The 23937-nt window shown below is 71.2% G+C and carries 24 protein-coding genes; 12 read left to right on the top strand and 12 right to left on the bottom strand.

From position 1 onward, the window contains the following. The first annotated feature begins 120 nt into the window (after positions 1–120). Positions 121–1104 carry a GTPase gene (locus EXE42_RS14065; RefSeq protein ID WP_137706758.1) on the top strand — a complete coding sequence of 328 codons (984 nt, stop codon included), beginning with the start codon at positions 121–123 and terminating at the stop codon, positions 1102–1104. A gap of 52 nt (positions 1105–1156) precedes the next feature. Here EXE42_RS14065 and EXE42_RS14060 read toward each other — a convergent pair whose 3' ends face one another. The 3 genes from EXE42_RS14060 to EXE42_RS14050 all read right to left on the bottom strand — a co-directional run bounded on the left by EXE42_RS14060 (position 1157) and on the right by EXE42_RS14050 (position 5536). After that, on the bottom strand, positions 1157–1900 hold the full coding sequence (locus tag EXE42_RS14060; RefSeq protein WP_092920333.1) for an SIMPL domain-containing protein: 744 nt from the start codon (positions 1898–1900) through the stop codon (positions 1157–1159). Positions 1901–1959: 59 nt separating this feature from the next. Then, positions 1960–4095: a formate/nitrite transporter family protein gene (locus EXE42_RS14055; RefSeq protein ID WP_137706757.1), complete on the bottom strand. Its 2136-nt coding sequence runs from the start codon at positions 4093–4095 to the stop codon at positions 1960–1962. Positions 4096–4261: 166 nt separating this feature from the next. After that, positions 4262–5536: a TIGR00341 family protein gene (locus EXE42_RS14050; protein WP_092920497.1), complete on the bottom strand. Its 1275-nt coding sequence runs from the start codon at positions 5534–5536 to the stop codon at positions 4262–4264. A 126-nt stretch (positions 5537–5662) separates the two neighbouring features. Between EXE42_RS14050 and EXE42_RS14045 the strand changes: the two genes are divergently transcribed. Then, positions 5663–5911: a hypothetical protein gene (locus tag EXE42_RS14045; RefSeq protein ID WP_092920331.1), complete on the top strand. Its 249-nt coding sequence runs from the start codon at positions 5663–5665 to the stop codon at positions 5909–5911. Positions 5912–6049: 138 nt separating this feature from the next. Then, on the top strand, positions 6050–6967 hold the full coding sequence (locus EXE42_RS14040; protein ID WP_137706756.1) for a homoserine kinase: 918 nt from the start codon (positions 6050–6052) through the stop codon (positions 6965–6967). 58 nt (positions 6968–7025) lie between these two features. Here EXE42_RS14040 and EXE42_RS14035 read toward each other — a convergent pair whose 3' ends face one another. Further along, positions 7026–8735, bottom strand: coding sequence for an HTTM domain-containing protein (locus EXE42_RS14035; protein ID WP_092920329.1), 1710 nt, complete (start codon positions 8733–8735; stop codon positions 7026–7028). A gap of 149 nt (positions 8736–8884) precedes the next feature. Here EXE42_RS14035 and EXE42_RS14030 point away from each other — a divergent pair, with 149 nt between their 5' ends. Next, a complete protein-coding gene (locus EXE42_RS14030; RefSeq protein WP_092920328.1) occupies positions 8885–9301 on the top strand; it encodes a thiol-disulfide oxidoreductase DCC family protein in 417 nt (138 codons plus the stop codon). 58 nt (positions 9302–9359) lie between these two features. Here EXE42_RS14030 and EXE42_RS14025 read toward each other — a convergent pair whose 3' ends face one another. The 3 genes from EXE42_RS14025 to EXE42_RS14015 form a co-directional block, all read right to left on the bottom strand. Then, complete coding sequence (locus tag EXE42_RS14025; protein ID WP_137706755.1) at positions 9360–9929, bottom strand: dihydrofolate reductase; 570 nt, start codon at positions 9927–9929, stop codon at positions 9360–9362. Further along, positions 9929–10957 carry a thymidylate synthase gene (gene thyA / locus EXE42_RS14020; protein ID WP_092920326.1) on the bottom strand — a complete coding sequence of 343 codons (1029 nt, stop codon included), beginning with the start codon at positions 10955–10957 and terminating at the stop codon, positions 9929–9931. Before thyA ends, EXE42_RS14025 begins: the two co-directional genes overlap by 1 nt. Positions 10958–11059: 102 nt before the next feature. Further along, positions 11060–11656, bottom strand: coding sequence for a metal-dependent hydrolase (locus tag EXE42_RS14015; RefSeq protein ID WP_199240756.1), 597 nt, complete (start codon positions 11654–11656; stop codon positions 11060–11062). Positions 11657–11770: 114 nt separating this feature from the next. Here EXE42_RS14015 and EXE42_RS14010 point away from each other — a divergent pair, with 114 nt between their 5' ends. From EXE42_RS14010 to EXE42_RS13990, 5 genes are all read left to right on the top strand, one after another. Continuing rightward, positions 11771–12856: an alanine--glyoxylate aminotransferase family protein gene (locus EXE42_RS14010; protein WP_137693601.1), complete on the top strand. Its 1086-nt coding sequence runs from the start codon at positions 11771–11773 to the stop codon at positions 12854–12856. Between the two features lie 213 nt (positions 12857–13069). Then, positions 13070–13576 carry a hypothetical protein gene (locus tag EXE42_RS14005; protein ID WP_137693600.1) on the top strand — a complete coding sequence of 169 codons (507 nt, stop codon included), beginning with the start codon at positions 13070–13072 and terminating at the stop codon, positions 13574–13576. Between the two features lie 149 nt (positions 13577–13725). After that, positions 13726–14712, top strand: a complete 987-nt coding sequence (locus tag EXE42_RS14000) for an aldo/keto reductase (protein ID WP_137706753.1) — start codon at positions 13726–13728, stop codon at positions 14710–14712. 168 nt (positions 14713–14880) lie between these two features. Further along, on the top strand, positions 14881–16392 hold the full coding sequence (locus tag EXE42_RS13995) for a lipopolysaccharide biosynthesis protein (RefSeq protein WP_137706760.1): 1512 nt from the start codon (positions 14881–14883) through the stop codon (positions 16390–16392). 54 nt (positions 16393–16446) lie between these two features. Further along, positions 16447–17418, top strand: a complete 972-nt coding sequence (locus EXE42_RS13990; protein WP_137706752.1) for a succinylglutamate desuccinylase/aspartoacylase family protein — start codon at positions 16447–16449, stop codon at positions 17416–17418. A 29-nt stretch (positions 17419–17447) separates the two neighbouring features. Here the strand turns inward: EXE42_RS13990 and EXE42_RS13985 are convergent, their stop codons facing one another. The 3 genes from EXE42_RS13985 to EXE42_RS13975 all read right to left on the bottom strand — a co-directional run bounded on the left by EXE42_RS13985 (position 17448) and on the right by EXE42_RS13975 (position 19772). Beyond that, positions 17448–17825 carry a DUF5811 family protein gene (locus tag EXE42_RS13985; protein ID WP_092920320.1) on the bottom strand — a complete coding sequence of 126 codons (378 nt, stop codon included), beginning with the start codon at positions 17823–17825 and terminating at the stop codon, positions 17448–17450. Between the two features lie 94 nt (positions 17826–17919). Further along, positions 17920–18465, bottom strand: a complete 546-nt coding sequence (locus EXE42_RS13980; RefSeq protein WP_137693597.1) for a pyruvoyl-dependent arginine decarboxylase — start codon at positions 18463–18465, stop codon at positions 17920–17922. An 83-nt stretch (positions 18466–18548) separates the two neighbouring features. Beyond that, positions 18549–19772 carry a proteasome-activating nucleotidase gene (locus EXE42_RS13975; protein WP_092920318.1) on the bottom strand — a complete coding sequence of 408 codons (1224 nt, stop codon included), beginning with the start codon at positions 19770–19772 and terminating at the stop codon, positions 18549–18551. 320 nt (positions 19773–20092) lie between these two features. Here EXE42_RS13975 and EXE42_RS13970 point away from each other — a divergent pair, with 320 nt between their 5' ends. Further along, positions 20093–20650: a response regulator gene (locus EXE42_RS13970; protein ID WP_137706751.1), complete on the top strand. Its 558-nt coding sequence runs from the start codon at positions 20093–20095 to the stop codon at positions 20648–20650. A gap of 37 nt (positions 20651–20687) precedes the next feature. Here EXE42_RS13970 and EXE42_RS13965 read toward each other — a convergent pair whose 3' ends face one another. After that, complete coding sequence (locus EXE42_RS13965) at positions 20688–20972, bottom strand: amphi-Trp domain-containing protein (RefSeq protein WP_092920316.1); 285 nt, start codon at positions 20970–20972, stop codon at positions 20688–20690. 107 nt (positions 20973–21079) lie between these two features. Between EXE42_RS13965 and EXE42_RS13960 the strand changes: the two genes are divergently transcribed. After that, positions 21080–21469 (top strand): hypothetical protein, encoded by a 390-nt coding sequence (locus tag EXE42_RS13960; protein ID WP_137706750.1) that lies wholly within the window; start codon positions 21080–21082, stop codon positions 21467–21469. Positions 21470–21625: 156 nt separating this feature from the next. Here the strand turns inward: EXE42_RS13960 and EXE42_RS13955 are convergent, their stop codons facing one another. Then, entirely contained in the window at positions 21626–22705 is a 1080-nt protein-coding gene (locus EXE42_RS13955) for an aminopeptidase (protein ID WP_092920314.1), read from the bottom strand. Between the two features lie 154 nt (positions 22706–22859). On the opposite strand from EXE42_RS13955, the gene EXE42_RS13950 reads away from it, so the two are divergent. Further along, complete coding sequence (locus tag EXE42_RS13950) at positions 22860–23846, top strand: M48 family metallopeptidase (protein WP_137706749.1); 987 nt, start codon at positions 22860–22862, stop codon at positions 23844–23846. Positions 23847–23937: the final 91 nt, after the last annotated feature.

Raw genomic sequence — 23937 nt, 5'->3', positions numbered from 1 at the left:
GTCGTCGTTCGCGGTCGGGAACGCTCTCCGGGAAGTCAGCGCGTTCGACCGTGCGCCGCCGTGTCGCGGCGGTACGCGAACGGACGGTCTTATACGCGTCGGCGGCCAAGCCGCGGTAACATGATATTTGAGGGCCTCCCGACGACTCCGCGCGCGGAGGAACTCGTCGACAAGGCGTTCTCGCGGGCGGCGCGGGCCGGGCGAGCGAAGCGCGGCCACGAGGCGCAGGAGTCGATGCTACGGACCGCCGGCAACGTGCTCTCGGACAACCTCGAGAACGTCGTCACCTCGTGGCCCGACTTCGGCTTCGACGTCGACCCGTTCTACTACGAGCTCGCGGACGCCATCGTCGACGTCGACCGCCTCCGACAGGCGCTCTCGCAGGTGATGTGGGCCAGCCGCCAGATCGAGGACCTCCGCGACGAGTACACGACGAAGGTCCGCGACTCCGACGTCGACACCGCGCGGAAACACCGCAAGCAGGCGTTCGCCCGCATGGCGGACGTGATGGACCAGATCGAAGACGACCTCCGCTACATCGGCGACTCGCGCGACCAGCTGAAGGTGCTGCCGGACGTCCGGCCAGACGAGCCGGCCATCGTCGTCGCCGGCTACCCGAACGTCGGGAAGTCCTCGTTCGTCAACCGGGTCACCCGCGCGTCGAACCGGATCGCGGAGTACCCGTTCACCACGAAGGGGGTCCAGATCGGCCACTTCGAGCGCGACCACGTCCGGTACCAGATCGTCGACACGCCCGGGCTGCTCGACCGCCCGGAGGACGAGCGAAACGACATCGAGCGGCAGGCGGTGAGCGCGCTCGAACACCTCGCGGACGCCGTCGTCTTCGTCCTCGACCCCTCCGGCGACTGCGGCTACCCGCTCGACGTCCAGTTAGAGCTGCGCGAGGAGGTCCGCGAGCTGTTCGGCGCCGACGTGCCGCTGCTCACGGCCGCGAACAAACACGACCGCTTCGAGGCGGTCCAGGCCGAGTCCGTCGACGCGACGATGAGCGTCACCGAGGACGAGAACGTCGAGGCCGTCCTCGACATGGCCGTCGACGCGGTGGGTTACGAGCCGGACCTCCCCACCCGCGACGGAGAGTAGCCGGGCGCCGACCGCGACGCTCGCACGCGGGAGAGGCCGGTCGCTCGCGCCGTCAGGCCGGGACGGCTTCGTACACGACCTTCACCGAGACGCTCACGGTCACGTCACCGGCCTCGATGGCGGTCGAGGCGCCCGCGTCGCCGCCGCCAGCGGCAGCGGTGGCGCGCTCGACGTACACCCCTCCTCCCGACTGCGCCGTCGACACCTCGTAGACGCCGGAGACCTCCAAGCCGCTCGCGTTCGCGAGCGCGGCCGCGTCGGCGTCCGCGTTCGCCATGGCCTTCGCGATCGCTTCCTCGCGGACCTCGCGTTCCGTCTCCTCGCTCAGTCCGAACTGGATCCGCTGGACCCGGTCGGCGCCCGCGTTCACCGCCACGTCGATCACCTCTCCGACGGCGTCGACGTCGTCGAGGTCGATCGCGTACTGGTGGACGCCCTCGTACCGCGTCCGGTTCGGGTCCTCGCGGGTTTCGTAGCTCTCGCGGACGTCGTACTGGGCGGTCCGGATCGCGTCGTCGTCGAGCCCCCACTCCGTCAAGGCCGCCCGCAGTTCTTCGTCGCCCGCGTCGAGTTCGTCGCGGACCGCCTCGGCGTCGGGGCCGGTCGCGGTGACCGCGACGCGGAGGGTGGCGCGGTCGGGCGCCGACGTCGCCTCGCCCGTGGCCGTCACTTCGATGCTCCGTTCCAGTTGCGCCTCGTCGCCGCCGGCCGGAGTCGCGGTTCCCGCGAGCCCCGAGCAGCCGGCCAGCGCGACGAGCGCCGCGATGCCGATGAGTGCCGTCAGTCGCCTGTCCATACGCTTCGAATCGATCCCGGACACCTATAAGCCGCCGATAACGCAAAGAGCCGTTTTCGCTATCGCCCGTCGCCCTCACCGACCGTGTCCTCGGGGTCCGCCCCGCCGGCGGCCTCCTCGTCGGCGTCGTCGTGGTCGGCGATGTAGCTGTCGTCGGGAGGCGGCCGTTCGTCGGTCGAACCGCCGGCGTCGACCCCCTCGTCGCCGGCGGCAGCCGTCCCGTCGGTGTCGTCGTCAGCCACCTCCTCGCCGTCGGTGTCGTCGCCGGCGTCGCGGTCGCTCTCCCTGCGTTCGGCGGACCCCACGTCCGTGCCCTGCGACAGCTCCGCGTCGCGGTCGACGCCGGCCGACATGTCGGTGGCCCGGCGGCCGGAGCCGAACAGCCGCTCGCGCAGCGACCGGGCGCTAGGCCGTTCGGTGAGCAACACTGAGGCGTCCACGTCGTGGATGACGTCGAGGTGGAGCGAGTTCGAGACCAGCCGGGAGAGCAGCCCCTTCTCGGTGGCGCCGATGATGATCAGCGTTTCGTCGGCGGCCGCACGCGCGATGCCGGCCTCGACGTCGCCGCCCTCGTCGACGACGAGCTCCGCGTCGTCGAGGCCGTGTTCGTCGGCCCACGCCGCGAGGAACGCCTCGCCCCCCGGTCGCTTCTCCGGACCGTCGACCACGTGAAGCAGCGTCACCTCGGCGCCGGCGGTGTCGGCGAGCACCTTCGCGACCTCCGCGCTCAGGTCCGAGTCCGGGCCGCCGGACGTCGGGATGAGGACCCGGGAGGTGTCGAGCTCGTGCTCGTTGAGGATGAGGAAGTCACAGGGGAGCTGGTTCGTGAGCTCGTCGATTGGCCGCTCCGCGCGGGCGGCGCCCCACAGCTGGTCGTCGCCCCACCCCATCAGGACCGCGTCCGGGCGGGTCCGCCGCGCCGCGTCGAACACCTCCTCGAACGAGCGGTGCGAGACGACGGTCGAGGTCGCCACCTCGACGTCGTACTCCGTCGCGATCGACCGGATATCGGCCATCCCCTCGGCGGAGACGTCCGCGATCCGGCGCCCCGCGTCCCCCGAGGACAGCGACATGCGCTCTGGCGCCTGGACGATGTGGACGATGTGGACGACGCCCTCCTCGTGGCTGCTCGCGAGCCGCGCCCCCAGTTCGACGATCGGGCCGTCAGTCCGGGGGTTCGTGATCGGGACCATGATCCGATACCCCTCGCCCGCGAACAGCCCCGCCTCGGTCGCGTCCAGTATCGGGACGTACGAACGTCCGGCCGCGCGGCCGAAGGCCCACTCGGGGACCGTCAGCCGACGGGTCACCCCCTCGAAGCGCGCCTCCTCCAGGCGCTCCTCGCTGGTCTGGAAGTAGTTGACGAGGGTGACCAAGACGACCCCGCCGATGGTGTTCCCGAGCAGGACGGGGATCACGAAGCCGACGAGTCCGGAGTAGAGGCTTATCTCCGCGCCGTACAGCGGGATGCTGTACTCGAAGAACAGGTAGAGCACCTCCGTGAAGGAGACGACCACGTGGAACAGGTCGCCGAGCGGGATCGCGAGGAACGCGAGGTAGACGACGAGCATTCGGCTCACGGAGTCGGTGGAGGCGAAGCCGACCCAGACGACGCCGGCGACGATCAACCCCGCCATCGCGGCCTTGAAGAACAGCGGGACGGCACCGACGTCGAACCCGCCCCGAGAGATGTACCGCGCCGCCCCGACGGTGTCGCCGGTGAAGACGCCGCCGTACGAGAGGACGGCCGCGCCGATCGCACCGCCGGTGAAGTTCCCGGCGAGCACGATCGTCCAGTGGCGAAGCAGCGTCGGGATGCTCGCGAGCCGTTCGAGCGTGAGCGCCACCGGCGGGAGGGTGTTCTCGGTGTACAGCTGGTAGCCGCCGATGATGATGTAGATGAATCCGAGCGGATAGAGAAGGACGCTCAACACGGGGTGAGAGTCCGTCGACGCGGTCAGCGACGCGTACAACATGAACGTGATCGTGATCGCCAGCCCGGCGGCGAGCCCGCTGAAGAACAGCTCCCGACTCCCCGAGGTCACCTCCTCGTCCGCGGCCGCGATGATCCGCTGGAACACCTCGTCCGAGGAGAACCGGTCCCGGACCGCCTCTCCGACCGCCGGCGCACCGCTCCGAGACCGCTCGACGACCTCCCGCATCGAATCGTCGTCGGGTCGCTCTGAGTCCGTCACTGGCCGGTGCGACGGCGGCCCGATAAAAATCCCTTGCTCTTCCGGTCACGCGGTCGGAAAACGACCGACTGCGGCGGCGTCACCCCGGGTGATCGCGGGCGACACGGTCGTGAGTGCGGCGGCGTCGCCGGGTGACCGCGGGCAGAGGGTGACCGCCGAGGCAGATTCAGGCGCGCTCGACGGTCACCGTGCGGACCTCGACGGTGACTTCGCTGCCGATCACGGTCTCGATCCGGTCGTCGATCGCGGGCGCGATCCCCTCGACGGAGCCGCCCGGTGGCACGCCGACCGTGATCACCACCCGCTCGGTTTCCAGCGGCGGGACCGTTCCGGTGCGCTCGACCGACAGTTCGAGGAGTTCGAACTCCGAGTCCAGCGCCGTCAGCTCGTCGCTCGCGGCGGCGCGGATGTCCGCCTCGGTGGTCGAGGCGACGTACGACTCGTAGGTGACGCCGCCGAGGAACACCGAGAGGAGCGCGATCGCGACCGCCAGCACGGCGGCGCGCTTGAGGAACGCCGAGCGCGCGTCGTCCTCGCGGAACCACCGCTGCGGGCGGTACCCCTCGTACCACAGCATGACGAGCGCAGAGAGATTGATCGAGAGGACGTTCACCGCGACGATGACGCCCGCGCCGATCACGAGCCGCGGGATCCGGAAGGCGATCCCGATCCCGACCGCGGCCGCGGGCGGGATGAGCGCCACCGCGATCATCACCCCCACGAGCGTCGCGGAGACGCCGGTCATCAGCGAGACAATACCCGCGATCCCGGCGCCGACCGCGACGACGAGAACGAGGACGTTCGGCGCGACCCGCTCCGACACCTCCGCGAGTTCGAGCGGGTCGAGTCCGGGCGGAACCAGGGCGAGCGACCGCAGCGCGAACGCGAACACCGTCGCCGCGAGGACCGCGACCGCGACGCCCAGTATCTGCATCCGCACGCCGCGCCGGAACAGCGCCTCGTCGTCGACGACGGTGCCGACCGCGGCCGACATCGCCGGCCCGATGAGCGGCGCGATCACCATCGATCCGACCACGGTCGCCGGGGAGTCGAGCAGCAGCCCCGCGGTGGCGATCACCGCCGAGATGACGGTCATCAACACGTACGTCCCCCTCCCCGACGCGAGGCCCTCGGCCTTCGCCTGAAGCTCCTCCCGGGAGATGTGGTCGCCGCCGTGTTCGGCGTCCTCCGCGTACTCGTCTTCGAGCGCCTCGAACCGCCGCGAGATGACCGTCTCGGCCGCGACGATGACCGTGTAGGTGCTCTCGTCGATCCCCGCCTCCCGCAGGCGGTCGAGGACGGGTTCGACGGCGGCCGTCGGCAGCGGGAAGGTCGCGACCGCGGTGTACTCCCGGCCGCTCGTCTCGTCGGTGACGACGTAGTCGACCCCCTCGTCGTCGAGCGCGCGGACGACCGCGGCCCGCTTGCCCGCCGGAATCATGACCTGAACGAGTCGCACGGTCGCCGGTCGTGCCGGCGATCCTTATAATATCGGCACGCGGCGGTCGGTCCCGAGCCGCGAGAAACGGAACTTTAATGCGCGAATCGCTCGCACCTTCGGCCAAGAATGCTCTCGCCGCTGGTCATCGACACGTTCCTGCTCGACTACCACCTCGGGCATATCGTCCTGTTCGGGCTCCTCGTGTCGCTTCTGGGCGCCGCGCCGCTGAAGTCCCAGAAGGTCATCGCGTCGATTCTGGCCGTCTTCGGGGTCGTCTTCCTGATGGCGCCGTACACGACGATGCCGAAGACGTTCATCCTCCTGGGCATTCCCCTCGTCTTGGTCGGCGCGCTGCTGTGGACGATGGCCCGCTGACGCCGACCCGCGAAGCCCCCGCCCGTCCCCCCTCCGCGCCGTGTTTTCTCCCCCGCCCCGTCTCGACGACCCCGACCGATCTCGCCGTCGTTCTGTGCGATCCCGCTCCTTTTTGCCCCACCGGTGACACTCCCCGTCATGGTAACGGTACGGGCCCCCGCGACGAGCGCGAACCTCGGGAGCGGCTTCGACGTGTTCGGGGCGGCCCTCTCGCGGCCGGCTGACGTCGTCACGGTCGAGAAGGCGGCCGAGACGACGATCGAGGTCACCGGCGTCGGCGCGCAGTACATCCCGGATGACCCCGAGAAGAACACCGTCGGCGCCGTCGTCGAGGCGCTCGACGCGCCCGCGCGGATCCACATCGACAAGGGCGTGCGCCCGGCCTCGGGGCTCGGCTCCTCGGCCGCGAGCGCCGCGGGCGCCGCGGTCGCGCTCAACCGACTGTACGACCGCGGCCTCTCGCGGAAGGAGCTGGTCCCGATCGCCGCCGAGGGCGAGGCGGTCGTCTCCGGCGTCGCGCACGCCGACAACGTCGCCCCCTCGATCCTCGGCGGCTTCACCGTGACGACCGCCGAGGGAACCCGGTCGGTCGACGCCGCGATCCCCCTGGTCGTCTGTCTGCCCGACGTGGCGGTCTCGACGCGCGACGCCCGCCGGGTCGTCCCCGAGACCGCCTCGATGGAGGAGCTGGTCGAGACGGTCGGCAACGCGGCGACGCTCGCGATCGGGATGTGTCGCTCGGATCCGGACCTCGTCGGGCTCGGCATGGACGACCCCGTGGTCACCCCCGAACGCGCCCGCCTGATCACCGGCTACGACGACGTGCGCGAGCGCGCCTTCGACGCGGGCGCGACCGGCGTCAGCGTCAGCGGCGCCGGACCGGCGGTGATCGCGGCCTGCCGAGAGCGCGACCGCCGCGACATCGCCGCCGCGATGCTCGACGCCTTCGCCGGCGCCGGGATCGAGGCGCGCGCCTACCAGACGCGGGTCGGTCGCGGAACGACCGTTCTCGAGGAGCGAGCGGCCGCGGACCGGACGCCCGCTCGTTCGAACTAGGCGCCGCCGTCCCCGGCGAAGCGACACCGCCGACGACCGGCGGTACCGAGGCGGGCGATCACGCGTCTTGAACGAACTCGCCCGAGCAGTCGTACTCGATCAGTTCGAACTCGTTCGCGGCCTCGACCGTCCCGTTGTACGGGTGGATCCGCTCGTACAGCCGATAGATGGTCACGGTTTCGACGTCCGTCTCGTGGGTGCGGTTCCAGTCCGTACAGAGGTAGTTCGCGAGGTACGAGCGGTGGTTCTCGTTGTCGGCGGCAGAGACCTTCTTGAGGTACTTCCGCCAGCGCGCGGTCCGGTAGGTGGTCTCCGCGCGAGCCGGCCGATCGAAGTCGACGGTCGAGTCCCGGAACACGTCCCGTTCGGTCCCGTCTTCGAGCGTCCCGGACGCGACGTACCACCGGGTCGTGTGGATCGGATCGGGCGCGAACATCTGCCACGACTGCTGCATGTCGACGGCGTCTAAGGCGTCGGCGGCGGGATCCGGGACCTCGGCGTAGCCGACCGATCCCGCGCTCGACAGGAGGATCAACACGAGGAAGACGGTCGGCACGACCGCCGAGAAGCGGGCGCGTCCGCGGGCGATACCGGCGGCGAGGCCCTCGCTCCGGAGGCCGTCGAGACGCCTCGAGGCGGTCGGTCGGGGGAGCGACGCGGCGAGCGAGCGAACGGCCCTCGCCAGAGATTCGAGTCGGGCCCGCCAGCGCGCGAGCCGCGTCGACCGGTTCAGGCCGGCGACGGCGCGGTCGAGAGCGTCCCAGACGGGCGTCTGGAAGAACGGGATGAGGCCGACGACGACGATGACGGGGAAGAGACCGACCCGTATCGAGACCGCCATCCCGAGGTGCATTCCGGCGAACAGCGAGGCGAGCACGGCGCGTGGAGTCCCGGTGAGCAGGAGCAACAGCGGCGACGCGAACAGCAGCGCGACCCACAGGAGCGTGAACGCGCGGAGGAGGCCGCTGAACTCGGCGAGGTGGTTTCCGAGGTGGTAGGTGAACTGGTCGGCACGCATGACGTACGCGACCGCCTCGCCGCCCATCCAAAGGTCGCTCCTGTACTTGTGGACGGCGTTCGTCAGGTACATCACCAGTATCTGTACCAGGATCGCCATCGTGGCGACGCTCGCCACCGCTGGCTCGCTCGGACCCGGCGTCGAGGGGCCGCCGCCGTCGCCCGACGCGGGACCGCCGCCGTCGCCCGACGCGGGACCGCCGACGGGATCCGCGGTGGGAGCGGCGTCGGCTGCCGCGTCGGCCCCCCGGTCCGCTCGCCTGACGGCGTCGACCGACCAGCGCGCGCCGAGCGGGAGGAAGGCGCTCCAGAAGAGCAGCATGCGAAGCAGACCGTCGCCCGAGTTCAACACCATCGGGTTCCGAGCGTGGAGCGAGAACAGCAGTAGCCACGAGACGACGGTCGCGAGTCGCGTCCGGTACCCGACGAGCAGCGCGAGGGCGACCCCGCCCGCGACCGCGAACAGCGACGCGATGGCCCACGGCTCGCCGGAGAGCGCGTGGAGCGAGTAGCTCGTCGAGTAGTCAGAGAAGAACGCCCGGCGCGGGAGCACGCCGTAGTCGGTGTAGAAGGCGGTCAGCGAGCGCGAGCGGAGGAGCAGGTCGGCGATCAGCAGCGCTCCGAGCCCGATCCGGAACGCGGCGAGCGCGCGGGGGTCCACCGAGACGCGCGCGGCGACCGCCGCCGAGAGCCGTCGGACGACCGCGGAGAGCCGCGACCGGACGCTCGCGGTCGAGAGGTTCCGAGCCATACTCTGTACTTCGGCTTGTTGGAGAGGTACCGGGACGATAAGTTTTCCGTGCGCGGAACGGGCGTCTCCGTCTCGGCGGTCGCGAGAGGGTCCCTCGGATCGAATCCACCGGAATCCTCAACTGCGACGGCGGCGTACCTCCGAGAGTGATGGACGAGGGTCTCCCGGAGGACGCCTCGATCGTTCTCTTCGACGGCGTCTGTAACCTCTGTAGCGGGTTCGTACAGTTCATCCTCCCCCGCGATCCGGAGGGCAAGTACCGGTTCGCCTCGCTCCAGTCCGACGTCGGACGGGCGCTGCTGGCCGAACACGACCTCGCGACCGACGAACTGGAGTCGATCGTGCTGATCGAAGACGGCGAGAGCTACGTGAAGTCGTCCGCGGTCATCCAGATCGCGACGGGGCTCGGCGGACGCTATCGACTGCTCTCCCCGTTCCGATACGTCCCCGCGGCGGTCCGCGACCGCGTGTACGACTTCGTCGCCGACAACCGGTACCGCTGGTTCGGAAAGAAGGACCGGTGTACGATGCCCTCGGGCGGCGCGGAGTCGCGATTTCTGGAGTGAGTCGCGGGCTCGGTGCGAGCGGGGCGCGTCCCGGCGCTCGGTCCCGCTCCGACGCCGCTCACTCCGCGTCCCGCCGCTCGTAGGTGACGAACGCGAGGTCGCCGTCGGTCTCGCAGGCGCGCTCGACCCACGCGTCGGAGTCCCACTCGGGGAACCGCGTGTCGCCGTCGGGCCGCTCGGGGATTTCGGTGATCACCATCCGGTCGGCGGGGTCGAGGAACGCCTCGTAGACGGTCGCGCCCCCGATGACGAAGACCTCGTCGACGCCGCGGTCGGCGGCGTCCGCGGTCGCGCGCGCGAGCGCCGATTCGGTGTCGTGCGCGACGACCGCGCCCGCCGGGAGGTCGTCGTCGCTCAGGGGGCCGGTCGTCAACACGACGCTGGTCCGGTCGGGAAGCGGGCCGCCGATCCGGTCGGCGATGCGCTCGTACGTCTTCCGGCCGACGATCACCGGGTGGCCGGTCGTCAGCCGTTTGAACTGCGCGAGGTCGGCGGGGTAGTGCCACGGCATCCCGTCGTCGGCACCGATCACGCCGTTCTCGGCGACGGCGGCGACGAGGACGAGGTCGGGGTCGAGCGCGCGCTCGTCGGAGCCGTCGTCCCCGGCGTCGGAATCCGCGTCCCCCATCACTCCGCGACCGCGAACGAGATGCCGTCCGCGGAGTCGTAGTCGACGACCGCGACGTCCTCGTAGGTCAACTCGTCGAGCGGCTTGTCCGCGATCTCGATCCGCGGGCGGTCGCGGGGGGTTCGCGAGAGCTGTTCGAGGAGGCCGGGCACGTGGTCGTACCCCTCCTGCCCGTTCGGCTCGTCGGGCGCGGTGCGCTCGACCCAGCTCTTCACGTCGAGGTAGTCGCCCTTGCGCTCGACGTTCGCGAGCCGCTCCTGGACGTACCGGAGGTTGTTGGCGTACCACTTCCCGCGGTCGCCCCGGCCGCAGTAGACGTGCGCGTCGACGACGGTGTGCCCGAACTCCCCGACCTCGAAGTCGGTCCGCTGGGCGAGCGCGTTCGCGAGCAGCGCGTACGCCGCGATGTTGAACGGGACGCCGAGCGCGATGTCGCCCGACCGCTGCGTCAGGTGGAGGTTGAGCCGGCCGTCCTGGACGTTCACCACGAAGGTGTAGTGGCAGGGCGGCAGCGTCGAGACGGCGGCGTTCGCCGGGTGCCACGCGTTCACGACCATCCGCCGGGAGTGGGGGTTCTCCTCCAGCGTGTCGAGGACGTACCGGATCTGGTCGAACGTGCGACGCGTCGTCCCGTCGGCGTCCTCCTCGACGGTGACCCAGCGGTCCGCGTCGTCGGGCCACGTCTCGCCGGGGAGCGCGGCGGCCTCCTCAGGAACCGGGTAGCGGCGCCAGAACCGGCCGTACGCGGTGTCGAGCTTCCCCTCCTCGTCGGCCCACGCGTCCCAGATCTTCGTCTCCTCGCGGAGGTTCCGGACGTGCTCTTCACCCGAGAGGTACCACAGCACCTCGTGGATGAGCGAGTTCCACCGGTAACCGTCCATCTTCTTCGTGGTCAGGAGGGGGAACCCCTCCGCGAGGTCGACGGTGTACTGCCCGCTGAACGTCGCAATGGTGTCGACGCCGGTCCGGTTCGGCTTGTACGTGCCCGTCGAGAGCGCGTCGTCGACGAGGTCGAGGTACTGTTGCATGGTGGGTTCGGCGCGCCGGGATCGGATCGGTCGCCGGCGCGGACTGTTGTCGGATGAAACGAGTCGGGGCACCTAATAACGTTGATTCAGGCGGCGGCCGGGTCACCGGTACCGCTCGGGGAGGTACGGGTCGAGCGACGACGGGAGCAGCGGGATCACGGCCGCGGCGATCTCCGCGAGGCGCCGTCGAAGGGCGGCGTAGACGACCGCGACCCCGAGCGTGCCGATCACGACCGCGCGGAGCGGAGGGTCGACCAGCGCGAGGAGCGGGAGCCCCAGCGCGACGGAGAGCGCGAGGTCCTCGACGGCGCCGTCGTACCGGACGCCGCGTTTGGGTGAGATCCACGTTTCGCGGTGGTGGTCGTACACCGCGCGGTCGGAGTTCCCCTCCCACGGGCGGAGCTCCAGGCCGCCGCCGTACATGTCCGAGACGCTGTGGAGCGCCGCGCCGAGGAGGAAGAGCGCGACGCCGACGGTGAGCGTCGAGGGCGCCAGCACGGCCGCGACGAGCGCCGGGACGGCGAGAACGGAGTAGTAGACCGGGTAGTGGAGCGTCCGCCGGTGGCCGGTGTACATGTCGAGGTCGGGGACGAGTCCACCGAGGAAGCCGGCGGCGAACCCGACCGGCGCCAGTTCCGGCGCCACGCGAACCAGCGGGGTCGCAAGCAGCATCCCCGCCAGCACGTGGGTCGGAAGCATCATCGTACCGGAACGCAGGCGACAGAAATATATCAGCGTGTCGGCCCGTCGGTCACCGCGAACTCGGCACGACTCGCGCGGACCGTTTATGTACCGCCGGCCGAACCGACGCGTATGCTCATGACGCCGGGACCGACCGCGGTCCCCGAACCGGTGCGCGACGCGATGTCCCGCGAGCTTATCAACCCCGACGTGGACCCGCGGTTTCGGGAGATATACGACCGCCTCACGGAGCGGCTGGCGAGGGCCTACGGCGTCGACCCGAGCGTGCCGGCCGCCGCCGGCGGGCGCGACGTCGTCGCCCTCGGCGGCGAGGGCATCCTCGGGCTGGAGGCCGCGGTCGCCTCGCTGGTCGAGCCCGGCACCGAGGTGCTGTGTCTGGCGAACGGTCTCTACGGCGAGGGGTTCGCGGACTTCGTGGAGGCGTACGGCGGCGAGGCGACGCTGGTCGCGGCCGAACGCGACGAACCGCTGCCGCTCGACGCGCTCGACGAGGCGCTGGCGGGCGACGAGAGCGACTTCGACGTCGCGACGGCGGTCCACTGCGAGACGCCGACCGGGACGCTCAACGACGTCGCCGCCGCGCTCGACCGCATCGAAGCCGCGGATCCGGAGATACTGACGGTCGTCGACGCCGTCTCGTCGCTCGGCGGCGTCTCGGTGCCGACCGACCGGATCGACGTGTGCCTCGGCGCCTCACAGAAGTGTTTCAGCGCGCCGCCGGGGCTCGCGACGGCCGCGGTGAGCGACCGGGCGTGGGCCGCGATGGAGGAGCGCGACCCCCACTCGCTGTACGCGAACTTCCTGCCGTTCCGCGACGTGAGCGAGGGCTTCCCGTACACGCACCTGACGACCGAGGTCGTCGCGCTCGACGCGGCGCTCGGCCTGCTGCTCGACGAGGGGCTCGACGCGGTGCGGGAGCGACACGAAACGGCCGCGACGCGGTGTCGCGAGCGCGGCGCCGAGTTGGGGCTGGAGCCGGTCCCCGACCCGGAGCGCAGTTCGCCGACGGTGACCGCCTTCGAGGTCCCCGGCCGCGCCGAGGCGCTTCAGGAGACGCTCCGGGAGGAGCACGACGTGGTGCTCGCGACCGGGCTCGGCGACGGTACCGAGGACGTCCTCCGCGTCGGTCACATGGGCCATAACGCGCGCGTCGGGCGCGTCGAGGAGACGATGGACGCGCTAGCGGACGCGCTGTGACCCGCGGGCGGACCGATACACCGGTTCCACCCCCGAGGCGGGGCGGACCGTTCGCGCGGGGACCCTGTCGGGGTTCCCGGCCGAGCGCCGACGGAGACCGCCGCTCGCGAGGATTTTGACGCAATGTTGAACGGAGTTCGCAGCGAGTTGGAAAAATATTCTTTAAGCGACCATTCGTCGGTGAAACCGGAGGCAGAGCGCCTCCGAGAACCAATGAACGGAACGAACACCCAGACGCGACGACGGGTCCTCCGGGCCGGAACGGCCATCGCCGTCGCCGGCGTCGGCGGTGCCGGCGTCGCCGCGGCGAATCCCGGGAAGGGAAGCGAGAAGGGGAACGGAAAGACGTTCGGGCGGGTGTACGCCGAGGGCGACCTCTGGCGCACGAACGTGGTGAAGGTACTCGACGAACGCCCGGATCCCGAAGACAAGATCTACTTCCTCCACGACGGAGAGCGACCCATCGTGGCGAACGCGGACGCGAGCGACGCCCAGCGCTCGCCGTTCGTCTCGGAGTCGGCACCCGGCGAGGAGGGGTGGAACGGCGGCCAGTGGACGCATTTCTCGGCGGAGGTGACGGACGTCGACGCGTTCAATCGCGACGCCCCGCTGACGAACGACGACGACGTCCTGGACAAGGAGTACGTCACGGTCACGCTGGGCCGACCGGGGTTCGGCCCGCCGGACTTCTTCGTCTGTCCGCTCAACGGTCGAGCGTAGCGACCCGCTGAGGCGGCCGCCGCGCTCCCGCCGTTCGCGACACCGCCGGCGGGGTCGGCGTCGGGGGTCCTCGCCGCGGCCGGCCGCGTCGCTCGGCCGCTGCCGCCTCCGGAACGCCCTTGCCCCCGCCCCGATCAGATGCGGGCGACATGAACCACCGCGAACTCGGCGGCGTCGGCGCAGTCAGCGAGGTCGGCTACGGCGCCTGGCAGATCGGCGGCGACTGGGGCGAAGTCAGCGAAGCGGAGGCGGTCGCGGCGGTCGAGGCCGCCCGCGACGCCGGGATCGACTTCTTCGACACCGCCGACGTGTACGGCGACGGCCGGTCGGAGCGGATCGTCGGGGAGACGCTCGCGGACGAGATCGAGAGCGGCGACGTGACGGTCGCGACGAAGGCCGGCCGCCGGCTCGACCCGCACGAGGCCGACCGCTACACGGAGCCGAACCTCCGGCGGTTCGTCGACCGCTCGCGGGAGAACCTCGGGACCGACACGCTGGACTTGGTCCAGCTCCACTGCCCGCCGACGGACGTCTACTATCGACCGGAGACGTTCGACGCGCTCGAAACGCTCGCGGACGAGGGGCGGATCGCGAACTACGGCGTCAGCGTCGAGCGCGTCGAAGAGGGGCTGAAGGCGGTCGAGTACCCCGGCGTCGAGACGGTCCAGATCATCTTCAACCCGTTCCGGCGGCGGCCTGCCGAGCTGTTCCTCGACGAGGCGGCCGCCCGCGACGTGGGCGTGATCTGCCGGGTGCCGCTCGCCTCCGGGCTGCTCACGGGCGCGCTCTCGCGCGACGACGAGTTCCCCGAGGACGACCACCGCAACTACAACCGCGAGGGCGACGCCTTCGACGTGGGCGAGACGTTCGCCGGCGTCCCGTTCGAGGCGGGCCTCGACGCGGTCGACGCGCTCGACGAGCGCCTCCCCGACGACCGCCCCCTGCCCGAGTTCGCGCTGCGCTGGATCCTCGACCACGACGCGGTCTCCACGGTAATTCCGGGATCGACGACGCCGGCGCACGTCCGGGCGAACGCGGCCGCGAGCGAGGCGGACTCGCTCTCCGACGCCGAGCGCGAGGCCGCAAGCGAGGTGTACGACGACTACGTGCGCGAACACGTCCACCAGCGCTGGTGAGCCACGGCGGCGCGGCGGCGGTCCCGTCCGGACCGGCGGCGAAACGCGTCCCTTTTTTGACCCGACCGAAACCGAACCGGTAGAGCCCCCGTGGCGAGCGCCCCCGACGACGCCGGCCGACGCGCGGAGAGTCCGGAGAGCGGTGCGCCCACCGAGCGGGACGCCGCGATCCCTGACGACGAGCGCGAGGCGCTGGAGACGATCGCCCACGGCGCGGTGCTCACCTCGGGGGGCGTCGCCGGCCAGCGCGCGCTGATCGCGGCGACCGAGTTCGCGCTGGCTCGCGGGCTCGGCCCGACAGCCTACGGCGTCTACGCGCTGGCGTGGCGGATCGCCCAGCTGCTCTCTCGGCTCGTGACGTTCGGCAGCGTTCCCGCCATCCAGCGCTACCTCCCGGAGTACGGGGACGACCCGGAGCGGCAAGGCGCGGTCGCCGGCCTCGCGTACGCGACGACGGTCGGGTTCGGGGTCGCGATCGCGGCCGGGGTCTGGCTCGCCGCGCCGGCGATAAACGCCCGCACCGTCACCGAACCGGGGTTCCCGGGAACGATGCGCGCGTTCGGGGGACTCGTCGGGCTGCTCGGCGTCGTGATGGTCGCGTCCGCCCTCCTCCGGGCGGTCGGGTCGGCCCGCGGCGAGATACTGTTCAACAAGCTGTTGCGCCCGGGGGCCCGGCTCGTCGGCGTCCTCGGCGCGCTCGCGCTCGGCTACTCCGTCGTCGGCGTCGCCGGAGCTATCGTCGCCGCGACCGCGTCCCTCGCCGCGGTCGCCGTCCCGCTCTCCGCGTCCGTCACCGGCGTCCGTCCGTCGCTCCGGAGCGCTCGCGCAGAGGCGCGGCGGTTCTACGACCACGCGGCGCCCGTCGCGATGAGCAGCCTCGGAAAGGTGTTCCAGAACCGCGTCGACGTGCTGCTCGTCGGCGCGCTGCTGACGGCGACCGCGGCGGGCGTCTACAACGTCGTCCTCGTGGTGATCGCGGTCGCGTGGATCCCCCTCCTCTCGTTCAACCAACTGCTTCCCCCCGTCGCCTCGGAGCTGTACGCGAGCGACCGGACGGCGACGCTCAACGCGGTGTACGGCTCCGTCACGCGACAGATCGTCACGGCGGTCGTCCCGATCCTCGCCGTGTTGACGGTGTACGGCCGGGAGATCCTCGGACTGTTCGGCGACGCGTACGTCGCGGGGTACGTGCCGCTCGTCGTCTACCTCGGGGGCGTCTTCGTCGGGAGCGCGGTGGGGGCGACCGGCTGGCTCCTGATGATGACCGACCACCAGTACGCGCGGATGGCGCTCGACTGGCTGCTCGCGGTCCTCAACGTCGGGCTCACGTACGCGTTCGTCGTCCGGTACGGGCTCGTCGGCGCCGCGCTCGGCACGTCGCTCGCCATCGCGGTTCAGAACGGGATCCAGGTCCTCCTCCTGCGCCGCTTCGAGGGGCTGTGGCCGTTCGACCGGAGCTTCCTCATCCCGCTCGCGGCGGGCGCCGTCGCCCTCGGCGCGATGTACGGAGTCCGGACGCTCCTGACAGGGCCCTCGGCGGTCCTCGCGGGGAGCGCGGTCGGCCTCGCGGCGTACGTCGGCTCGCTCCGCCTCCTCGGCGTGGACCCCTGGGACCGCTTCGTCGCGAGGCGGCTGGCGCGGCGGTACCGGGCCGCGCTCGCGGAGCGGTTGGGCCGGTGAACTCACTGACCGCGGACCGCGACGATTTATGATCCGACGGCGGATACCGACGGTATGGAAACGTTCGACCGCGGGTCGGCGGGGTCGGCCCGCGTCGCGATCGTCGGCGGGATCCACGGTGACGAGCCCGCCGGCGTGCGGATAGTGGAGCGGCTCGCGGCGGAGCTCCCCTCGCTCGCCGCCGCCGACAGAGAGGGCAGAGACGGCGGGCTCGTCCGGCTCGTCCTGGCCAACGAGCCCGCGATCGAAGCCGAGACGCGCTACACGGACGCGGACCTGAACCGGTCGTTCCCCGGCGATCCCGACAGCGAGGAGTACGAGCGCGCGCTGGCGCCGCGGCTCACCGCCGAGCTGGAGGGGTTCGACGCGGTGCTCGCGCTCCACACCTCCCACAGCGCGCCGCCCCCGTTCGCCATCTTCAGCGACCTCGCGGAGTCGGTCCGCCGTACCGTCACCGGGCTCCCCGTCGACCACGTCGTCGACGCGAGCGGGCTGCGGTCGACGACGCTCGACTCCACGGTGCCCCACACCGTCTCGATCGAGGTGGGCCGCCAGGGCAGCGAGGGGGCGGTCGAGTTCGGCTACGATGCCTGCCTCGCGTTCCTCCGAGTCCACGGCGCGCTCGCGGACGAGCCGCCGACGTTCTCGGAGACGGTCGTCGTGAAGGGCAGCGAGGAGGTACCGAAGGGCGGCGGGGACCCCCGCGTCCACTTCGCGAACTTCGAGGAGATTCCGGAGGGCGCGGTGTTCGCCGAGGACGACGTCCACACCCACCAGGTCGAGGAGCCGGGCGTGGTCCCGATCCTCGCGAGCGAGAACGGGTACGACGACATCTTCGGGATATACGGCCGCGTCACCGGCGTCGTGAAGCCGCCGGGCGAGGGCGAGCCGCGGGTGTACCCGCGCGACGACGGCGACGAGCGCGACGACGGCGACGGGCGCGCCGAACGCGAGGAGCGCGGCGGCTCGGGGGGCGACGGTGAGGGCGGAGAGAACGGTACGGGCCGGTCGGAGCGCGCGGAGTAGCTCAGCGGCTCAGTTCGCGGGCGGGCGGCTCACTTCGCGGTCGGCGTGATGTCACCGACGGCGTCCATCACCTGGACTGCCGCGCTGGCGGCGAGACCGCGGGCGACCTCGTCGGTGTCGGACTCCGCGATGCCGGCGTCGAGGTCCTCCGGATCGGGGGTGAAGCCGGCCGAGACGGGGTGACCGGCCGGGGGGTTCACCGCGACCGTCGCCTGCGGACCGTCGGCGCCGACGGACAGCTCTGAGCCGACGGCGTAGCTGTCTGGGAGATACGATTCCGTGCGCGATACGATTCCGGCGACCGCGCGCCGGAGCTGTTGTTCCTGGTCCGGAGAGAGGTCGACGGTCGCGGGCGAGCCCGCGTCCGTCATACCCGGTGCCCCGGCGTACGGGTTGTTGCCGTTCATTCGAAGCTACGTCTGGTACGCGGAGCCGAGTCAAAAAGGCGTCGGCGGCGGCGACCGCGGCGTCGGCGCGGGCCGGGTCCGTCCGCTCGGCCCGCTACAGGATCGGCTCGGACTCCCCGTACGCGGCGATCACGATCGCGGTCGCGTACCGGTCCGGCTCGGCGGCGACCGTCTCGACGCGCGTCTCGCGGTCGGGCAGCTCCCAGTCGCGGAGGTCGGCTCCGGCGTCGAGACCGTCCCCGATCCGCTCGCGAACGTCGTCCGGGTCCTCGCCGGTCACCTCGTAGAAGATCCCCGGGCCGGGGCCCGTCGCCCAGCCGAGACCCGCGACCGCGTCGGGGCGGCGGCGAGGCGCGCGCTTCGACTCGGCGCCCTCGGCGCCCGCGCGGCCCCCCTCGCGGAAGTCCACCTCGTCGTCCGGGCCGATCGTCCGGCGCGCCTCGACGACGGTGAGTCGATTCCCCGCGGGTCCCAAGTCGGGGACCTCCGACACCGCTTCGACGGTCGCCTCGGCGGGAACGACGGAGGAGACCGCCACGAGGTTGTAGTTGTGGAGGTTCGCGTCCGCGAGCGCGGCGTCGTAGGAGGCCATCGCCGTGTCGGCGACCCCGACGCCGCCGGCGACGTGAATGATGTTCATTGACGGCGAGTCGGCGGCGAGCGCGCTAAGGGGTTACGAACTGCCCGCTCCGGGAGCGAACGGCGAAACGGGAGACCGGGGGTTCAGTACTGGTAGTTGATGACCCGCTCGTCTTCCGTCTCGGCGTCCTGAAGCTTGTCTCGGGCCTGTTCGAAGTCCGCCTGCGTCACCTCGGTGCGGCCGTCGCGGATGGCGAACATCCCGGCCTCGGTCGCCAGCGAGGCGATGTCCGCGCCGCTGTACCCGTCGAGGTCGCGGGCGACCGCGCCGAGGTCGACGCCGTCCGCGACGTTCATGTCTCCGGTGTGGATCTCCAGGATGCGCTCGCGGCCCTCGGGGCCGGGCTCGGGCACCTCGATGAGGCGGTCGAAGCGACCCGGACGGAGGATCGCCTCGTCGAGCATGTCGAAGCGGTTGGTCGCGGCCATGATCCGGACCTCGCCGCGGTCGTCGAAGCCGTCCATCTCGGAGAGCAGCTGCATCATCGTCCGCTGGACCTCGGCGTCGCCCGAGGTCTTCGAGTCCGTGCGCTTTGCGGCGACCGCGTCGATCTCGTCGATGAAGATGACGGCCGGTTCACGCTCGGCGGCGAGCTCGAACAGGTCGCGGACGAGCCGCGCGCCCTCGCCGATGAACTTCCGGACGAGCTCGGAGCCGGCCATCTTGATGAACGTCGCGTCCGACTCGTTGGCGACCGCCTTCGCGAGCATCGTCTTTCCGGTGCCCGGCGGGCCGTGGAGCAGGACGCCGCTCGGGGGCTCGACGCCGACCTCCTCGAACTGCTCGGGGTTCTCGAGGGGGTCCTCGACGGCCTCGCGGACCTCCCGGATCTGGTCGTCGATCCCACCGATGTCGGCGTAGGTGACGTCCGGGGACTCGGTGACCTCCATCGCCTGCGCCCGGGAGTCGGTCTCGTCGTCGAGCACCTGCTGGACCGCGAAGGAGTCGTTGATCGCGACGCGGTCGCCGGGGCGGAGATCCTCGTCGAGCCGCGAGGCGGCCTGCGTGAGCACCTCCTGATTGTTGCCGTGCTGCTTGATCACGACGCCGTCGTCGGTGATCTCCTCGACCGACGCGATGTACAGCGAGGAGGTCTTGAGCACCTCGTTTTCGCGTTTCAGCTGTTCGACGTCGCCTTTCAGTTCCCCGCGGCGCCCCTCGGCGTCCGCGAGCCGGGCTTCCAGTTCCTCGTTCACCTGAACGATCCGCTGGTAGTGCTGACGGATCGCTTCCAGCCGCTCCGCGTCGCTCATCTCGGGGTCGAGCTCCAGCCGCGGGCGGTCGGGTAGTGAGGGGCTGTGAGACATTCGTTGTGCCCGGATAGGTTACGGGCGTAAATGTGCCTTTGGGTCACGGAGAGCGCGTCGGATCGATGCGCGGAGCGCGGAGGGCCGTCGCCGTCTACGCGGCGAGAGAGCTCGACCCGACTCGGCTCCGGTCCGGTGGTCGCCGTCGGCTCCGGTCCGGTGATCGCCACGCCGACGCGCAGGGATATCAACGCCGATAACGGAGGGTCAACGTTTTTACACGGAACGGAACAAGGCGTCCGTATGGACGCACGAACGGCGGGCGGACGCAACGGTTCGGCGCTCGCAAATAGCGAGACGCCGACCGGGAGGTCCCCCCCATGACCGGGAGCCCGGAGGCGACCGTCCTCGCGGTCGACGACGAGCCGGACCTCGCGGAGCTGTACCGGGTGTACCTCGACCCGGCCTACGACGTTCGGATCGCGACCGGCGGCGAGGAGGCGGTCGACGCGATGGACGAGACGGTCGACGTCGTCCTGCTCGACCGCCGGATGCCCGACATGTCGGGCCACGAGGTGTTAGAGGCGATCCGGAACGAGGGGTACGACGCCCGGGTGGCGATGCTGACCGCCGTCGAGCCCGACGTCGACATCGTCGAGATGCCGTTCGACGACTACAAGACGAAACCGGTCACCAAGGAGGACCTGCTCACGCTCGTCGAGGTGCTCCTCCACCGCGCCGCGTTCGACGAGCGGAGCCAGGAGTTCTTCGCGCTCGCCTCGAAGAAGGCGGCGCTGGAGGCCGCCGGCACGACCAACTCCGAGGAGTACGAGGAGCTCGTCGAGCGGATGGAGTCCGTGCGCCTCGAGGTCGACGACACGCTCGATCACCTCTCCGCGCGCGACGCGTTCGTCGAGGTCCCCGGCGAAGTGCCGTAACCGACGAAACGCCGCGGTCGGCGGCTTCCTCCGCAAACTACTCTATCTCTAACTCGGCGTCGGCGCTCTCCTCGTCGCCGTCCTCGTCCCACTCCAGCTCGAACTCGACGCTCAGCTCGCCCGGCCCGTCGGCGGGCCCCTCGCGCTCCGCCTTCACTTCGAAGGTCGGTCGCGCGGGCGGGTCCAGCGTCGTCGACTCGTCGCCGCGTCTGAGCGTGATCGCGTTCCCGGCGTCGAGCGAGTCCGCGACCGTCCGCAGGTACGCGGCGATCTCCTCGCGGCTCCGGCGGCTCTCCGACTCGAAGAGGAGTTCTTCCGGCATGCGCGGTCGTACGCGTTCCCGGAGTATAAATACCGCCGCGGCCGCCGACGGGATGCCACGCGGGACGCCCCCGATCGTTTTGTGCCGTCCGGTCGAACCCACACGCCGTGTTCGTCCCCGACTCGCTCCGCACGGCCGTCGCCGTCGCCGTCTACTGGGCGGCGATCGCCCTCGGCGGGAGCGTTCTCCTCTCCGATCCGACGAGTCCGCTCGTCGCGGTCCCGGTCCTCGGCGGCGGTGCCGTCGTCGCGCACGCGGCGAGAGCAGACCGGCTCGTCGAACTCGGCTACGCGGTGGGAACGATGTGGATCGCCGTGCTCACGCTGTCGATCGGGACCGGCGTCGTCGACATCGTCGCGCCGCCCGACGGAGAGATCGCGCCGCTGGCGGACTATCCGGGGGTCGCCGCTATCGGCACGTTCGGGCTGGTCGCCGTCCTCGTCGCCGCGTACGCGGCGTTCCTCCGCCGGAGCGCCGAGCGTGGCACGGCCGAGTGAGCGTCGACCGCGACGGAGGCGACGAGGGAGACCCGTCCTCGAAGACGAACGTCCCAGTCACACCTTTTCCCGGCCTCGCTCCGCTCGGCCGGCAAAAATCTGTACCAAAAACCGCACCCGTGAGGACGGCTGTCGATCGAAAGCCGCGACCGCCCCTCAGAACCCGTCCTCGAAGACGAACGTCCCGTTCCGCTGGACGACCTCGCCGTCGACCTCGATGACCGAGTCCTCGCTCATGTCGACGATCATGTCGACGTGCTCGGCGGATTCGTTGACCTCGTTGTCCCCGCCGACCGTCTCCGGGTACGCGGAGCCGACCGCCATGTGGACGGTGTCGCCCATCTTCTCGTCGAACAGCATGTTGTAGGTGAACCGGTCGATCTGCCGGTTCATCCCGATGCCCAGTTCGCCGAGGCGCCGAGAGCCCTCGTCGGTGTCGAGGATGCCGGTGAGGAGGTCCTCGTTACGCTCGGCGGAGTGCGAGACGACCTCGCCGTCCTCGAACCGGAGCCGGACCCCCTCGATCTCGCGACCGTAGCGGTAGAGCGGCAGGTCGAAGTGGACCTCGCCGTCGACGCCGTCGCGCGTCGGCGCGGTGAACACCTCGCCGCCGGGGAGGTTCGCCTCGCCGTGGTCGTTGAGCGTGGAGTTGCCCGACACGTCGAGGGTGAGGTCGGTCTCCTCGCCCGACGCGATCCGGACCTCGTCGGCGTCGTCGAGGATCTCGACCATGTTCGACTGGAACTCGCGCTGTTCGTCCCAGTCGAGCGAGACGGCGTCCCACACGAAGTTCTCGTACGCCTCGGTGCTCATCCCGGCGAGCTGGGCGTGGCTCGCGGTCGGGTACTGCGTGAGACACCACGTCTTCGAGAGGCGCGTGCGCTTGACCTCCTCCATCGCGCGGTTGTGCGCGGCGTTCGTCTCGGGGTCGACGTCGGCGTCCTCGGTGGCGTTCGCGCCGCCGCGCGCGATGACGAACACGTCGGCCTCCTCGTAGAGGGCGCGCCGGTGGCTCGGTTCGGTGAACTCGTCCGAGGAGCGCTTGAACGCGCGCTGGGCGCGCTTCGAGTAGTTGAGGTAGACGGGGTTGGCCCCGCGGTCGCCGCAGACCTCGTGGAGCGCGACCGCGAGGTCCTCGGCCTCCTTCGGCATCTGGATGACCACGTCGTCGCCCGACTCGATGCCGGTGGCGTGGTCGGCGATGATCTCCGCGTGTTCGCGGACGCGTGCGTCCATGACACCCGATTTCGCCGCCGGGGAATTACGGCTTTTCCTTCCGGCGGCCCGGGTGGGGGAGTCCGAAGCGGGGGGCACCGGAACGCGGCGACGACGACCCCCGCGGGCCATCTCGGCCGCAACGCGTTTGCCCCGTCGTCGCGTAATTCCGGACATGTCCCGGCTCGCGTTCCGCGCGGCCGCGGCGGTCGTCGGCGTCGCCCTGCTCGGCGCCTACCTGACCGCGGCGCTGTTCGTCGCCGACCTGCTGCGCGCGGCCTGGGCCGCCCGCCCCGACCTCCCGGCCCTCCTCGCGCTGGCGGCCGCCGTCGCGCTCGGGTCGGCGTACCTCAGCTACCGGCTCGGCACCGCGCAGGTCCTCGCGAACCTGGAGGGCGATCGCGTCCCCCGGAGGCGGGCGTCCGACCTCCACCGGCGGATCGACGCGCTCGCGGCGCGGATGGAGGTCAAGCGTCCGGACCTGTACGTCACCGACGCCCGCGCGCCGAACGCGTTCGCGGTCGGGGGCGGGACGACCGGCGGCGCGCTGGTGATCGACCGCTCGCTGTTCCGCCTCCTTTCGCCCCGCGAGATCGAGGCGATCCTCGCGCACGAGCTGGCGCACTTGGAGACGAACGACGGGTTCGCGATCGCGATGGCCGACGGGGTCGGACGCGTCCTCGTCGGGTTCGCCACCGTCCTCGCGCTGCCGGCGCTGCTCGCGCTGTCGGGCCTCGCCGCCGCCTCGGCGTGGATCCGCGGCCGGCCGGGCGACCGGTCGGGCCCGTTCGCACGGCTCCATCGGGCGCTCGCCGGCGCGCTGTTCGCCGGGTTCGTCCTCGCGACGCTCGTCACGCGGTCGCGGTCGCGAAAGCGGGAGTTCGCGGCCGACGACCGCGCCGCCGAGGTGACCGGCGACCCGATCGCGCTCGCGCGGGCGCTGCGCCGGATCGAGCGCGCGACCGACCCGTCGTGGCCGCTCGCTCCCTTCTCGGCGCACAAGCGGACCGACGGGGCGGCCGAGCGCTGGCTGTCGACGCACCCGTCGACCGACGAACGCGTCGAGCGCCTGCGGGAGCGGGCCGAGTCGGAGGGCCCGACGCGACGGATCCCGGCAGGGCCGTCGGGGGCGACCGGCGGGCGGGGACGGTCGCGGCGGTGAACGCTGTGCGACACGGGATTCGGCCGCTACTACGGCGGCGCGTGCCTGCGAGCGGCCGCCCTTGGCGGCCGCGAGACAGCACCGCGCGAGG

It is taken from the genome of Halorubrum sp. SP3 (assembly GCF_005435195.1).
Classification (GTDB): domain Archaea; phylum Halobacteriota; class Halobacteria; order Halobacteriales; family Haloferacaceae; genus Halorubrum; species Halorubrum sodomense.
This window is presented reverse-complemented; position numbering and strand designations above follow the sequence as displayed.